The following is a 13,169-nucleotide window of genomic DNA, read 5'->3' as shown; positions in this document are numbered from 1 at the left end:
ACGGAGCCGAAATCAGTATGCGGCGCGCTGGAAAAGCAGCGAGAAGGCCGTCCGGACGACGATGTAAAGGTCGAGCGAGACCGACCAGTTCTCGATATAATAGAGGTCGCACTCGAGCCGGCGGAGGAGTTTTTCCTCAGTATCGGTCTCGCCGCGCCAGCCATTGACCTGCGCCCAGCCGGTAATGCCGGGCTTCACCTTGTGCCGCGCGGCGTAATTGGCGACGACATCGGAGAAGAGGCGCTCACCCGCACGGGTCGATGGCGCGTGCGGGCGCGGGCCGACGAGCGACATCTCGCCCGTCATGACGTTGAAGAGCTGCGGAAGCTCATCGATGCTGGTGCGGCGGAGGAACCAGCCGACGCGCGTAACACGCGGATCGCCGCGCGTCGCCTGGACGATCGCGTCGGCCTCGCAGCGGTCCTGCCGCATCGAGCGGAATTTCCAGATGCGGAAGCGGCGGTTGTTGAAGCCCTCGCGCTCCTGCCGGAAGAAGACCGGGCCGGGGCTGTCCAGCTTGATCGCGATCGCGGCGATCAGGAAGATCGGCGAGACCAGCAGCAGCGCCAGCGAGGCGAGAACGAGGTCCTCGATCTTCTTGATGACCTGGTCGAGGCCCGAGATCGGACGTTCGAACAGCGTCATCACCGGCAGGTCGCCGAGCATCACCACGGGGCGCTGCGCGAAAGCGAATACCGCCATGTCGGGCGCGAGGCGGATGCGCACCGGCGTGACCGAGAGGATCGCGACGATTTCCTGCAGGCGCGTCTCGGCCGACCAGGGCAGCGCGACGATGACCTGTTCGACCCGCCCTTCGCGGATGAGTTCGATCAGATCGTCGAGATTGCCGCGCAGCGCGAGGCTGGTCTCGCGGTCGGGCAGACGATCGGGCGTGCGGTCGTCGAAGAAGCCGACGAGATCGATCGTCAGCTTGTCATTGCCGTTGATGTAGCGCGCGAGCCGGTCGCCCTGCGCCTCGGCGCCGAAGATCGCCACGCGCTGGTTGAACACGCCGCGCCGCTTCAAACGGAGCATCCAGCCTGTGCCGGCCGCGCGGACGCCGAGCAGCCCGACCGCGCCGATGCCGAACCAGCCGAGCGCCCAGCCGCGCGAGAAGTTGTCCGACACCTTGAGCAGGAAGCCCAGGGTGAGGAGAAAGATGAGCGTCGCCAGCCAGGCGGTCATCACCCGGCTCCACGACTGGCGGACCTGGAAGCGGACGTCGACGTCGTAGCAGCCGGTGATCTCGCTCAGCCCCGCGAAGAACAGCGCCGCGACGAGCACGGTGTTCACATAGGTGCCGGCCATGCCCTCAGGCACGGAATCGATCGTCAGCGTCGCCGCAAGCGCGGCCGAACCGAGGATGACGACGATCTCGATAAGGCGGAGCAGCAGCACCGCCAATTCCATCATCGCCGGCGAACGCTTCTGCGCATCGACCTGCACGTTGGCCGCTGCCGGCGTCGTTGCGCCCGCTGGTTCGGGCGGGGGCGCCATCACGCCCATGCCGGCAGCCCCCGCCGGCCCTTCGAGCGTGCCGCCGCGCGCGTCAGGCGCCGGTCCCGCCGGGCGGCCGCCATGCGATCACGCCTTGCCCAGGGGCTGGCTGAGCTCCCGGGCCTTCTCTGAGGTGATCAGCGCCGCGCGCATATCAGGCTTCATGTCGCGGATCATCGCCCGCGCGAAGGCTTCGTTGAGATCGAAGGCCGCATCGCGGTCGCTGAGCCCGTTGGAAATACGGACGAGCACGCCATCGGGGATGATCCCCGCGATCGCCTGCCGCAGCTTCATCGAGCGCTGCTGGCGGCCGTCGGCGGGCAGATATTCGCCGATGCGCGTCCAGTAGCTGATATGTTCGGTGCGGTCGGGCGTCGAGGCGGTCAGGCGGCGGCCGGGGATGGTCACGCCGCGATCGAGATCGAAGTCGAACGCCACGCTCTCGGTCACCTGGAAGCCGAATGCCGGGTAGCAGACTTCGGGCCGGTGAAGCTGGAGGCTGTCGCTCTGCGTATCGCCATAGGCGATGAGCAGCATCACATAGTCGCCGTTCGGGCGGACATAGAGGCGCGAAACCTGCTGGCTGTAGAGCTGGTTTGCGAGGCTGTTGTCGCTCTCGGGCGTCACGATCGCGTTGGTATCCATCTGCTTCCAGCCCTCGAAGGCAAGGGGGATGGCATCGGCCAGCTTGCGGCCGTGGACGAGCGACATGCGGTTGCGCGGGCGGATCGCCTCGGCACCGCCGGCGGTGACGAGGCAGGCCGCGCCGATCAGGAGATCGCGCCGGTTCATGCCGCCTGCTCCCCTGCCGGAGGGGCGGGAGGCGTCGACTTGGTCAGCATCCTGCGGATGGGCGTCATCAGGCTGTCGACGGCGAAGATGCCGAGCAGCGCGGTGGCGAACATCACCAGCCCTGCGGTCGAGTGCAGGAAGCCCTGCGCGGCCGCGTTGCCGAAATAATAGGTGATGAGCACGAGGATGATGACGCGCACCAGATTGGCGAGCAGCGCCGCCGGGATGATCCACAGCATCAGGAACAGAGAGTAGCGCACCGAGGCATTGTGGAGGATGTAGATGTAGAAGAGGCTGATCGCGGTGAGGCTGATCAGCGAATTGAGGCCGGCGCACGCATCCTCGACCAGCAACTGATACTGCGCGATGTAGAGTGTCACGCCTTCTCGCACGATCGGGTAGCCGGCCTTGGTGAGCAGCCAGGTCGCGGTATGCGAAATGAAGGATTTGAGCGGCGCGGTGATCGTGTCGATCACCCAGCCGGGGATGGGCACGGCGAAGCAGAGATAGAGGATCGGGAACCACATGCGGGTTACCGCCTCGCGCCCGAAATAGAGATAGAAGATCAGCACCAGTTCGAAGAGCAGCGCCGCCGCCTCGATCACGAGGAAATCGAAGGCGCGCGCGAGCATATAGGCGACGAGCAGGATCGCTGACCCCACCCAGAAGATCAGCGGCGATCCCGGCTGGCGGATGCCGAGCATCTCCTTCCAGCGCCGCGCGACCAGCCAGATGCCGGTCGCGAGAACGATCGGGCCGTGGACACCGGCCTCCGCCGTCCAGGTCTGGCGGGCGATGGTGACGATGGTCGGCACGAGCAGCGCCAGAATGCCGAGGAAAAGCGGCCAGTGCGCGGCGAGGGCCGCGCGGCTGTCGCCGGAGCGCACGGAGCTGCTCATGTCCATCAGAAGTCGTTCAGGACGGTGCCGACAATCACCGAACGGTCGGCGCGCAGCAGACGGGCGAGCATCTGCACATCGCTGTAATGCGTCTTGTGCTTGCGCGCGACGATGATGCTGTAGCCGGCGACCGTCGCGACCCGCTGCGCATCGGTGCAGGTGTTGCTGGGCGTCGTGTCGATGATCGTGAGCTGAAACTGGCGCAGCAGCTGATCGACCGCCGAGCGGAAGCGGTCGCCCGACAGCAGCTCCTGCGGATTGGCGGGGACGGCACCCGCCGCGACCACCGACAGGTTAGGCAGCACGTCCGCGTTGATGATCTGCGACAGGCGCATGCCTTCATCGGCGAGATATTCGGACAGGCCCGGCGTGCCATCGGGCAGATCGCACAGCCCGGCGATGCTGGGTGTGCGCAGATTGCCGTCGACGATCACGGTGCGGACGCCGATCTGAGCCATGGCGACCGCCAGATTGAAGGCCGAATAGGTGCAGCCCGATCCGGTGGAGGGCGTGCAGAAGGCGAGCGCGCGACGCCCTTCGCGGACGTGCTGCGCCATGATGCGCGTGCGCAGCCCGCGGATCGCCTCGGCATTGATGCTCGTCGGGTCCGACAGCATCACCGACGCGATATGATATTCGGGGCCGGCTTCCCAGCTCGTCTCGGATGCGGCGGGCTCGGCGGGCGGCTCGCTGGCGATGATATCGATATTGTCCATGACTTAAGCCTCCGCCAGCTCGCCGCGCCGACGGTTCCTGCGATCGAAGAAACGCAGGATGCGGCTGACGAGGCCATTGGGATTGCGCGTGCTGCCGACCACCGAGAAGACGGGAACGCCAGCGGCATGCTCGAGATCGGTATCGCTGCGGATGCGGCGGTTGAGCAGCTCGACGAGCAGCGCGAAGCCGACGCCGAGCGCGAGGCCGAGACCGATCGAGCCACCGATGATCAGCGGGATGTTCGGAAAGCTCGGCTTCGAGGGCGCGGTCGCGTTGCCGAGCGGCTCGAGGCTGGTCTCGCCGACATCGGCCTGGACGCGGAGCTGTGCCGCCGAAGAAGCGAACTTCTGATATTGATCGCGCTTCATGTCGATGTCGCGCTGCATCTGGTTGATGCGGTCGATCTTGTCGCGCTCACCCAACACGCGGGCCTTCTGCGCCTGGAACTTGCCCTCGATCTGCGCCGCGCTCATCCCGCCGTTGCCACCGGTGCGCGCGACTTCGGCCGCGAGGACCTGACGCTGTTTCTGGAGCGCGATGAAGGTCGGGTGGTTGGGACCGAGCGTCGAGGCGGCCAGCTGGATCTGCTGGTCGACCTGATCGAGCTGGGTCTGCGCGGGCGATGTCATGTTGGTGATCGTCGCCGGGAGCGTCGAGGCGCCCGAGAGCTGCGTCAGCTTCTGGCTTTCGAGATCGGTATTGGAGGCGTCGAGAACGATGCCGTTCGCCTTGGCATAGGCGGTGCGGGCGTCTTCGGCCGCGGTCAGATCGGCTTTGGCGCGCTCGGCCTGATCGCGATACCAGTCAGCGGTTCGCGCCGAAGTCTCGCGCGTCGAGCGCAGATTCTGCTCGATGAAGGTGTCGCGGATCAGGTCGGCGATCTGCTTGGCGAATTCGGGGCTGGAGCCACGATAGCTGATCTCGAGGATGTTGCTGCCCTCGACCATGCTCGCCTTGGTGTTGTCGACGATCTGCTGCGCCAGCCAGCGGCGGATATCGGTGCCCTTGCCGTCGGTCGCGCGCGCATAGGATTCGATCAGCGCGGGATCGTTGGCCCAGCCAAGCTTGTCGATGACGGGCTCGGCGGTCTGCAGATCCTCGATCAGCTGCATCTGCGTGCTGATATAGTTGCGCAGCATGTTGGTTGCGATCAGCTGGCCGGTGACCGGATCGGGCTTGATCAGATCGAGGATCACGCGGCTGCGCGCTTCGTAGCGCGGCGGAACGAGTTGCGACACGATGACGGCAGTCACCAGGGAGGCAAGCAGCGTCGCGATGATGATCGCCTTGCGCGCCATCAGGATGCGGAGGAACTGAACAAGATTCACGGGGCTGCTCCCTTAACGCGGGCGATCAGAAGAGTCGTTCGCCGACCACGAGAACGTCGCCGGGCTGGATCACATAATCCATGCCGACCTTCTTTTCCGTGCCGTCGTGATAGAGCTTGATGCGTTTTTCCGAGCCGTTGGGCGTGAGGCCGCCGCCGCGGGCGAGCGCGCGGCGCAGCGTCATTTCGAGTTTGAGCGGATAGGCGCCCGGCGCATTGACCTGGCCGTAGATGTAGAAAAGCTCGGCGGCAGGGACATAGAGCTTGTCGCCGGGCTGGACGAGCGGATCGTCCTCGACGCCGCCGGCCGCGAGCTTCCTGAAATCGAGCTTCAGCTCTTCGCCATTCTGGCGGCGCAGCACGACATAGTCGGCGCCGGTCTCACGCAGGCCGCCCGCGCGGGCGAGCATTTCCGACACGCGATAGGCGCGATCGACGGGCTGGAGACCCGGCTGCGCGATGTCGCCGAGCACGATGACATAGCGGCTGGCGAAGGACACGATATCGGTGCTGAGGAACGGCTTTGCATAATAGCCGCCGGCGCGCAGCTTCTCGGACACCATGTTGTTGAACTGGATGATCGTCAGGCCCTGCGCCTTCACATCGCCGATATAGGGCAGGGCGATCATGCCGTCGTTGCGGATCTTGGCACGCGTCTTGAACTCGGGCTGGCCGAGCACGTCGACTTCGATAACGTCGTCCGGCCCCAGCACATAACCGGCGAGCAGATCCTTTTCCTGCTTGTCCGGGCTAACCGCAGGCTTGGCGGGCGCGGCTGCGGGAACGGGCGGCTGCGCGACGACCGCCGCCGACATGAAGAGCGCCGTCGAGGCGGCGAGCGTACCAAATACAGACCTGCTCATGCTCATTCCCATTGCTTCAAAGACCAAGCGAAACGCCGAATCCGATGCGCGTGTCATTATAGCGCTGGAACAGGATCCTGGAATTGCGGCGCATGTGCGACACGTCAGCGCTGAAGGTCAGTTTTCTCCAAACGTACCGAAGACCCCCATTGGCGGTCCAGAAATCATAATCGGCCTGCGAAAAGGGCGTCTCCACCGGCGACCCGTTGATATTCTGCTTCTGATAACTCGCCCCCAGTTGTGCCGAAAGCGATCGGCTGAAGGTGTAATTACCCTGCAACGAATAAAGATCCGTTATCGTGTAGGCGACGTCGGCTAGATTCGACGCCGAGGCGCTGCGCGATGCGATGGCATCGATCTGCAGCGCTTCGATCGGACGGGCGGTCACATTCAGCGCATAGGACGCGCCGTGGAATTTCGGCGAGAGCGGCAGCTTCGGCGTGACCCAGGTATAGCCTGCCGAAACCTTGCCCGTAATCCTCGACCCGATATTGCGCTCAAAACTCACGCCGGCGCTGTAGATCTTCGCCCCATCGGTCACGATGTCGGTGCCGCCGATGATGTAGAGGCGATTGGGATAGCTTATCTTGTTATAGTTGCCATACAGCAGCAGCGTGCCGAACGTGGGGCGCGTATAGCCGATATTGGCGCCGAACGAATCCGAATCATAATTGAGGATCTTCAGTTCCGCGAGGCTGTTGGTCACATTCTCATGCCGGTAATTGCCGCCATAGGTGAGGCCAAGCGGCCCGCCGCAACTGACCGTGGTGCCGATCGCGCGGTGGGTTTCGGTGTTGTCGATCTGATCGACAGAAACCAGCGCATAGCGATTGCTGAGCATGCGCGTGTAGGTGCCGTCGATGGTCGGATTGCAGCCGAGCAGATTGAGTCGCGCGCCGCCGTTGATGTCGAGGCGCTCGCGATTCAGTGCGCTGTTGTTCTTGTAGAAATCGTAGCCGACCGAGCCGTTCAGATAGAGTGCCTGGCGGCTGAACGGCATCTGCAGATCGAAGCCGACCCCGGGCGCGATATGAAGATCGTCGCGTGTCCCGTTTCCCGCCGGGACGAACGCCTTGTTCACGCCGTAGACGTTCGAGTCATATTCGATGCGAACATTTGGTGTGACCGAAATCTCGCGGGTCGGAAGATCCGATTGCCCCGCCGCCAACGCCGGGACACCCGACGACATCAGCAGGATCGTGATCGTCGAAGCCAGTTTCAATGCCGCCACCCTACGCCCAAACATGACCCAAAAGCTGGGTCATCCTACCCCCGAAGGACTATTCGGCTAACCTGTTGCGGGCGTTGAGGCAACATCATTGGCCGCGCGGAAACCATGATTCAGCCGGTAAGCGCTTTTCGTGCAACGGCCGGCCATGACGCTCCAATCCCCGGAAATGCAGGCTTTTCGCACTGCGGTGCGCCAAAGCGGCGCGCGGGCTATTAACAATCTTTGTCTTGCGCGTCCGGTCGCGGGACCTTTGTATTGGGCCGATTTCAATGATAGGCCGCACCCGAAAGCAATATTTTGCAAATGGGGCGGGCAAGCGATGCAGACACCATATGACTGGATTACCATCGCGATTTTCGCCGGGTTGATCGTGGTTTTCCTGCAGCGTTCGGTTGGGGACGGCGAGCCGCAGGATTCGATTCTCAGTTATCTTCCGCCCTCGGTCGGCTGTGCGGTTTCCAACTATCTCGGCAATCACGGTTATGATGCTTTTGCTGTTATCGGAATCGTAGCGGTTCTGGCCTACAGCTATTTCGTGCTGAAGCCGTTCAAGCGGCAGGGTTGACGGGCGACGCGCCGGCAGGAACGATCGCGACGCCAAGACGTAAGGAATTGATGTGGCTGTGCTTCCCCACTGGTTTACCGCGATGTTCCGCCGCCGGCGCAATCCTGACCGGATCGAGCGCGTGGCCTATCGCCCCGATTCACGCCGTCTGCGGATGGGCTGGACCGGGCCGGACGATGGCGGCGAGGACGCCAAACCCTTCCCGACCTTCCGTGCGTCAGCACTCGACCAGCCAACCGCAATGGGCGAAGGCAGCCGCCTGATGAAGGCGCGGCTGGCGCTGCGCGATGTGTTCACGCCGGCCCAGCCGGTGACCGATCGCAATCGTTTCGCCGGGCGTCTGGGCGTGCTCGCCAAGCTGATCGAGCATCTCGAGGAGCAGCGCAGTCATGTCGTCATTTATGGCGAGCGCGGCATCGGCAAGACCTCGCTGGTCCATATCCTCGCCGATGTGGCGCGCGATTCGCGCTATCAGGTCGTCTATGCCTCGTGCGGGGCGCATTCGCGCTTCGACGATATCTTCCGCTCGGTGCTGCGTGATATCCCGCAGCTTTATCTCGGCAATGTCGCGCCGACCGCGCCGGAGGCCGAGGGCGGCGCCTCGCTCGCCGACCGCCTGCCCGCCGGTTCCTTCGGCCCGCGCGAGCTGAGCGACCTGTGCGCGCAGATCGTCGGAACGCGCGTGCTCATCATCCTCGACGAATATGACCGGATCATCGATCCCGAGTTCCGCCAGTCGGTCGCCGAGCTGATCAAGAACCTGTCCGATCGCGCGGCGCGCGTGCAGCTGATCCTGACCGGCGTCGCGTCCAACCTGCAGGAGCTGGTCGGCTATATCCCCTCGATCCGCCGCAACGTCATCGGCCTGCCGATGCCGCGCCTGACCGATGCCGAGATCGGATCGTTGATCCGCATCGGCGAGAACAGCGCCGGCGTCAGCTTCGAGGAGCCGGCGGTCAAGCTGATCCGCCTGCTGTCCAATGGTTCGCCTTATCTCGTGCGGCTGATCTGCCACCATTCGAGCCTCCACGCGCTCGACCAGGAACGGCTCAACGTCGAGCTGAACGACGTCTGGGGCGCGCTCGACAGCATCGTCGAGGAAGCCGAAAGTCGCATCCTGCCGGCGAGCAAGACGATCAAGGGCAAGCTGCTGGCCGACAGCGACGGCAGCGTGCTCGCCGCGATCGCGCGCTCGGCAAGCACTGCGGACGGCTGGTTCGCGGCCGAGGACGTGCGGCTTTCGCCCGACAGCGCCGCTGCGGCCGGCAGCGTCGCCGCGACGATGGACAAGTGGGACGAGCTGTTCGATGTCGATACCGCCGGTCCGGCCCGGCGCTATCGGTTCCGCGACGAGGCGCTGCCCACCTATCTGCTTATGGCGATTGCGCGCGACCAGTTCCGTCGCGGCGCCGACAAGCCCAAGGCCGTGGCCCGGACTGCGGGCGCGCTCTGACCGGATTGCGCGAAGGGCTGACTGTCAGCCCTTCGCGATCAACGCGCGCAGCCAGGCGATCAGGCCACTGGGATCGGTCGTCGCCATGCGCGCCGGTCGCGCACGAAGGCGCTCGATCGCCGGGCCGAGCTGATCGGCGTCGAGCACCGCCTCGATCAGGCCGCGATCGGCGAAGGCGGCGGTGATTTCTTCCTGATGATTGTCGTAATGCTCCTTGAGCGCGAAGCGGCGGGGCATGGCGACGGTGCGGCAGCCCGCGCGCAATGCGGTGATCAGCGATCCGGTGCCGCCGTGGCAGACCACCAGCTCGGCATCGCGGAGGATCGCCTGTACGCGATCGAAATCGAGCGACCGGACGATCTCGATGTCGGAGCGAGGCGCATAGGGCGCATCGTCGTCGCCGATCTGGAGAATGACGTGCTCGGTCAGCTTGCCGCTGTCCTTCAACGCGAGGACGGCCTCAACCAGCCGGGGGAAAGGCAGCGTCGCGCCGACGGTCGCGAACATCAGCGGCTGCTTGGGCGGGCGCTCCTCGTCGAGCATGCGCAGCGGATCGAACAGTTCGGCGTCGGGCCAGATCGTCTTGAGCGCGGCGGACTGCACCACGACATGGCTGGCGAAGGGCTTGGCGATGCGAGCGAATTTCGACGGCTTGTCGAAACGTGCGAAGGAATCGATCAGGATGAACTGCGCGCCGAGCAGCCGCGATACGAGCGCGGTGACGAATACGGCGCCGGCGCCCGTGCTGATCACGATGTCTGGCCGCTCGGAAAAGGCGATCCGCACCGACTGGACGAGGTTGGCGAACGCGCCGCGGATCATCGCGACGGTCTGCCCGATCCGCGCCTGACCCAGTGCATAATGGGCGACGAAGCGGACGGGATGATCGCGCGCGAGGCTGCGGCCGAGTGCCGTATCCTCGGTCACGAAGAAATAGTCCTGATCGCGCCAGACGGGTTCGAGATCGAGCAGCTGGCGGACATGGCCGCCGCCCGATGCGGCGAGGCAGATGCGTGGCCGGCGGCGCGGTCCGGCGTTTCCTTCCTGTGTCATGATCCCCCTTGTGCCCGACTTCGTTCGGCATGCCAGCCCCGTCGAGCCGACTCTAGAGGCTTAACGCTCTTTTCGTTTTGTGACTGCCCCGGCCGGCCCTATAGCGACGCGCACAGGGATTTTGCGGCCCGGGCTCACCGGGCCGATGAGGAGGGCAAATATGCGTAAGATGATCTCGGGCGGGCTGCTGGCCGGCACGATGCTGCTGGCGCTTGGCGCGTGCGGCAAGAAGGATGCGGCCGCTCAGCTCGACAAGGGGCAGGTTATCGCCACCGTCGACGGCAAGGACATCACCATCCACGAACTCAATGCCGAGCTTCAGGGCATCCAGCTGCCAACCGGCGAAGCGCGCAAGATCATCGAGCAGAACGCGCTCCAGCAGATCATCAACCGTCGCATCCTCTCCGACCTCGCGCGCGAGCGTGGGCTCGACAAGACCCCGGCCTATCTGCTGCAGGAACGCCGCGCCGACGACCAGATCCTCGTCGACATGCTGCAGCGTTCGATCGCCTCGACGATCCCGCAGCCGACCAAGTCGGAAGCGCAGAAGTTCATGGACGACAACCCCGAGATGTTCGCCCAGCGCAAGATCTTCACCGTCGACCAGATCCAGTTCGAGCTGCCGGCCGACGAAGCCAAGCTGAAGGCCTTCCAGCCGCTGAAGACCATGGAAGAAGTCCAGGCCAAGCTCGATGCGGATCACCTCCAGTACAAGCGTGCACCGGGCCAGATGGACGCGCTGCGCATGCCGCCGCAGCTCCTGCAGCAGATACTGAAGCTGCCGGCCGGCGAAGTGTTCATCATCCCGGTGCCGGGCCGCCCGATCCTCGTCGCGAACAAGATCGTCGAGACCAAGGTCGTGCCGTTCACGGGCGATCAGGCGCTCGCCGTCGCCATGCAGCAGGTGCAGATGCGCAAGCTGAACGACCTCGCCAACAAGGAGCTCGAGGCCAAGGTGAAGGCCGCGCGCGACGCGGTGAAGTATCAGCCCGGCTACGGCCCGGCCAAGCCGGGCGCGCCGACGCCGGCAGCATCGGGCTCGCCCGCCGCGAAGTAAAAGCGTCTCCGGACAGAAGGAAGGGGCGTTTCCCATGGCGGGAGGCGCCCCTCTCTTTTTTGCGTTCAGGTTATGCGGCGCTCAGGCTGGAGCGGGGAGTGCCGCCCCCGGCGCCGCTGCGACTTTTGTCATGGGCCGCCGCTTGGTCTGCGACTGGATCGCACAGCTCATCCCGAGCAGGAAGAAGTAGACGGCATGATTGTCTTCCTGGCTGAGTACGAGCTTGGCGGTGAGGAAGACGAGGATCGCTGTCGATACCGCAAGCGAGAAGCTCACATTGTCGCTTGGATCATCCTCCTCGAGCGAAGCGCGGGCGCCGTTGACGACCGCCGACAGCATCATGCCGTAATAGGCCAGGAAGCCGAGGATGCCGTAGTCGAGGACGATGGTCAGCAGATAGCTGTCGACGGTGAGCAGCCCGCTGGGCGCGACATAGCCGAGCGCGCCGCTGCCCTGTCCCGATCCATAGCCGAAGGGATTTCTGGCGATCACCGGCGGCGCCATGCTGAATTGAGTGCGTCGGCCGTCGTTGCTGAAGCTCGTCGATCCGCCACCGATCGTGCGGTTATGGATCGCATCCACCGTGTTGATCCCAATGACCAGCAATACCAGCGCGGTAGGGAAGGCGATCGACAGCGCCGGGCCGATCAGGTCCGCCTTGTTCGAGCGCCAGCGCTTGAACGCCCAGAACATGATGAAGAAGCCGTGCGCGGTCAGCCAGCCGATGACGCCGAGCCGCGCGGTGCTGAGAAAGATCACAATCAGCAATGCAAGATCGGCCGCCGCCCAGATCGCCATGGTGATGATCGAGCGTGCCCGGAACAGGAAATAGAGCAGGAACGGCGTCATCAGCGCCAGATATTCGGCGAAGTTCAGCGACAGCGAAAAGGTCGATGCGATGCGATAGCGCCCGTCGCGGAACTGCGGCGTCAGGATGCGCTCCACCGCATCGTCACCGATCTGGAAGAAGGACGGAATGTGGTGCGCCCATAGAATCTGCTGGTTCTTCCATTCGAGCATACCGATCACCGAGACGATCAGCGTCATGGCCAGCAGCATCATCGCGCCGCGCCTGACCATGCCGGGCTGAGTGAATACCCAGGCGCTGGCGAAGAAGACGCCGATCCACAGAAACTCGTGGTCGATCACGGGAAAGAGCCCGCCCAGCGGCGACAGCGACCAGATCAGCGTCACCAGCTGCAGGATCGCGAAGACGACGATACCCGTGTAGATGAGCGGCGAGGAGCGCAGCGAATGGCCGAGCTCGGCGCGGAAGCGCGCCGAAGTCGAGATGCAGATCAGCAGGATGAAGGTGACGATGGGCGAAAAGAGGCGCCGCACCGAAATCCACGGCAGGCCGGGCAGCGAGATCGCCAGATAATTGGGCCACAGCACGACCAGCATGATCAGCAGGAACAGCAAATTGGTAAGCGCGCGTGTCGGCGCCTTTTCCTGATCAGGCAGCGCCCAGATCACGATCATCACGAGCGCGAGGATCGGCAGCGCGAGAACGACGATGAAGCTGAGCGGGAAGACGGTGAAGACGAAGCCGTAAACCATGCCCAGGAAGATGCACATGGCGAAGAAGCCGACCTTGCGCATCAGCGCGCGATGCGGCGCGACGGGCCTGCGGAACGGCGCGATGACAGGGGGCGCCGGCGCCGTCAGGAAGCGGCCATAGCCGACGAACAGATTGCGGATCGCACTCAACATTC

At 64.4% G+C, this 13,169-nt stretch carries 12 protein-coding genes; 3 read left to right on the top strand and 9 right to left on the bottom strand.

Annotation, left to right across the window (positions count from 1 at the left end):
* Positions 1–12 precede the first annotated feature (12 nt).
* The 7 genes from AC3WT0_RS15345 to AC3WT0_RS15315 form a co-directional block, all read right to left on the bottom strand.
* A complete protein-coding gene (locus AC3WT0_RS15345; RefSeq protein ID WP_492754308.1) occupies positions 13–1,506 on the bottom strand; it encodes an undecaprenyl-phosphate glucose phosphotransferase in 1,494 nt (497 codons plus the stop codon).
* 78 nt (positions 1,507–1,584) lie between these two features.
* Positions 1,585–2,289: an exosortase-associated protein EpsI, V-type gene (epsI, locus tag AC3WT0_RS15340; RefSeq protein WP_492754307.1), complete on the bottom strand. Its 705-nt coding sequence runs from the start codon at positions 2,287–2,289 to the stop codon at positions 1,585–1,587.
* Positions 2,286–3,188 (bottom strand): exosortase V, encoded by a 903-nt coding sequence (gene xrtV, locus AC3WT0_RS15335; protein WP_492754306.1) that lies wholly within the window; start codon positions 3,186–3,188, stop codon positions 2,286–2,288. Before xrtV ends, epsI begins: the two co-directional genes overlap by 4 nt.
* Positions 3,189–3,193: 5 nt before the next feature.
* Entirely contained in the window at positions 3,194–3,904 is a 711-nt protein-coding gene (locus AC3WT0_RS15330; protein WP_492754305.1) for a CpsD/CapB family tyrosine-protein kinase, read from the bottom strand.
* A gap of 3 nt (positions 3,905–3,907) precedes the next feature.
* Positions 3,908–5,233, bottom strand: coding sequence for a Wzz/FepE/Etk N-terminal domain-containing protein (locus tag AC3WT0_RS15325; RefSeq protein WP_492754304.1), 1,326 nt, complete (start codon positions 5,231–5,233; stop codon positions 3,908–3,910).
* Positions 5,234–5,258: 25 nt separating this feature from the next.
* Positions 5,259–6,095 carry a polysaccharide biosynthesis/export family protein gene (locus AC3WT0_RS15320; protein ID WP_492754303.1) on the bottom strand — a complete coding sequence of 279 codons (837 nt, stop codon included), beginning with the start codon at positions 6,093–6,095 and terminating at the stop codon, positions 5,259–5,261.
* 16 nt (positions 6,096–6,111) lie between these two features.
* Complete coding sequence (locus AC3WT0_RS15315) at positions 6,112–7,317, bottom strand: outer membrane beta-barrel protein (RefSeq protein ID WP_492754302.1); 1,206 nt, start codon at positions 7,315–7,317, stop codon at positions 6,112–6,114.
* A 154-nt stretch (positions 7,318–7,471) separates the two neighbouring features.
* Here AC3WT0_RS15315 and AC3WT0_RS15310 point away from each other — a divergent pair, with 154 nt between their 5' ends.
* Positions 7,472–7,891: an XrtV sorting system accessory protein gene (locus AC3WT0_RS15310; protein WP_492754301.1), complete on the top strand. Its 420-nt coding sequence runs from the start codon at positions 7,472–7,474 to the stop codon at positions 7,889–7,891.
* Positions 7,892–7,943: 52 nt separating this feature from the next.
* Positions 7,944–9,344 (top strand): ATP-binding protein, encoded by a 1,401-nt coding sequence (locus AC3WT0_RS15305; protein ID WP_492754300.1) that lies wholly within the window; start codon positions 7,944–7,946, stop codon positions 9,342–9,344.
* Positions 9,345–9,368: 24 nt separating this feature from the next.
* Here AC3WT0_RS15305 and welK read toward each other — a convergent pair whose 3' ends face one another.
* Positions 9,369–10,397, bottom strand: a complete 1,029-nt coding sequence (gene welK, locus AC3WT0_RS15300) for a beta-1,4-glucuronosyltransferase WelK (protein ID WP_492754299.1) — start codon at positions 10,395–10,397, stop codon at positions 9,369–9,371.
* A gap of 160 nt (positions 10,398–10,557) precedes the next feature.
* Between welK and AC3WT0_RS15295 the strand changes: the two genes are divergently transcribed.
* A complete protein-coding gene (locus tag AC3WT0_RS15295) occupies positions 10,558–11,454 on the top strand; it encodes an EpsD family peptidyl-prolyl cis-trans isomerase (protein ID WP_492754298.1) in 897 nt (298 codons plus the stop codon).
* Positions 11,455–11,535: 81 nt separating this feature from the next.
* On the opposite strand, the gene AC3WT0_RS15290 is transcribed toward AC3WT0_RS15295, so the two are convergent.
* Complete coding sequence (locus AC3WT0_RS15290) at positions 11,536–13,167, bottom strand: O-antigen ligase family protein (RefSeq protein WP_492754297.1); 1,632 nt, start codon at positions 13,165–13,167, stop codon at positions 11,536–11,538.
* Positions 13,168–13,169: the final 2 nt, after the last annotated feature.

This window comes from Sphingomonas sp. EU05-FHT14C10 (genome assembly GCF_058790595.1).
This window is presented reverse-complemented; position numbering and strand designations above follow the sequence as displayed.

Bases quoted from the DNA above. Each gene is read 5' to 3' on its own strand.
- AC3WT0_RS15295 (WP_492754298.1), top strand. From the start codon at position 10,558: ATGCGTAAGATGATCTCGGGCGGGCTGCTGGCCGGCACGATGCTGCTG.
- AC3WT0_RS15330 (WP_492754305.1), bottom strand. From the start codon at position 3,904: ATGGACAATATCGATATCATCGCCAGCGAGCCGCCCGCCGAGCCCGCC.
- AC3WT0_RS15310 (WP_492754301.1), top strand. From the start codon at position 7,472: ATGACGCTCCAATCCCCGGAAATGCAGGCTTTTCGCACTGCGGTGCGC.
- AC3WT0_RS15345 (WP_492754308.1), bottom strand. From the start codon at position 1,506: ATGGGCGTGATGGCGCCCCCGCCCGAACCAGCGGGCGCAACGACGCCG.
- epsI (WP_492754307.1), bottom strand. From the start codon at position 2,289: ATGAACCGGCGCGATCTCCTGATCGGCGCGGCCTGCCTCGTCACCGCC.
- AC3WT0_RS15320 (WP_492754303.1), bottom strand. From the start codon at position 6,095: ATGAGCAGGTCTGTATTTGGTACGCTCGCCGCCTCGACGGCGCTCTTC.
- xrtV (WP_492754306.1), bottom strand. From the start codon at position 3,188: ATGAGCAGCTCCGTGCGCTCCGGCGACAGCCGCGCGGCCCTCGCCGCG.
- AC3WT0_RS15290 (WP_492754297.1), bottom strand. From the start codon at position 13,167: ATGTTGAGTGCGATCCGCAATCTGTTCGTCGGCTATGGCCGCTTCCTG.
- welK (WP_492754299.1), bottom strand. From the start codon at position 10,397: ATGACACAGGAAGGAAACGCCGGACCGCGCCGCCGGCCACGCATCTGC.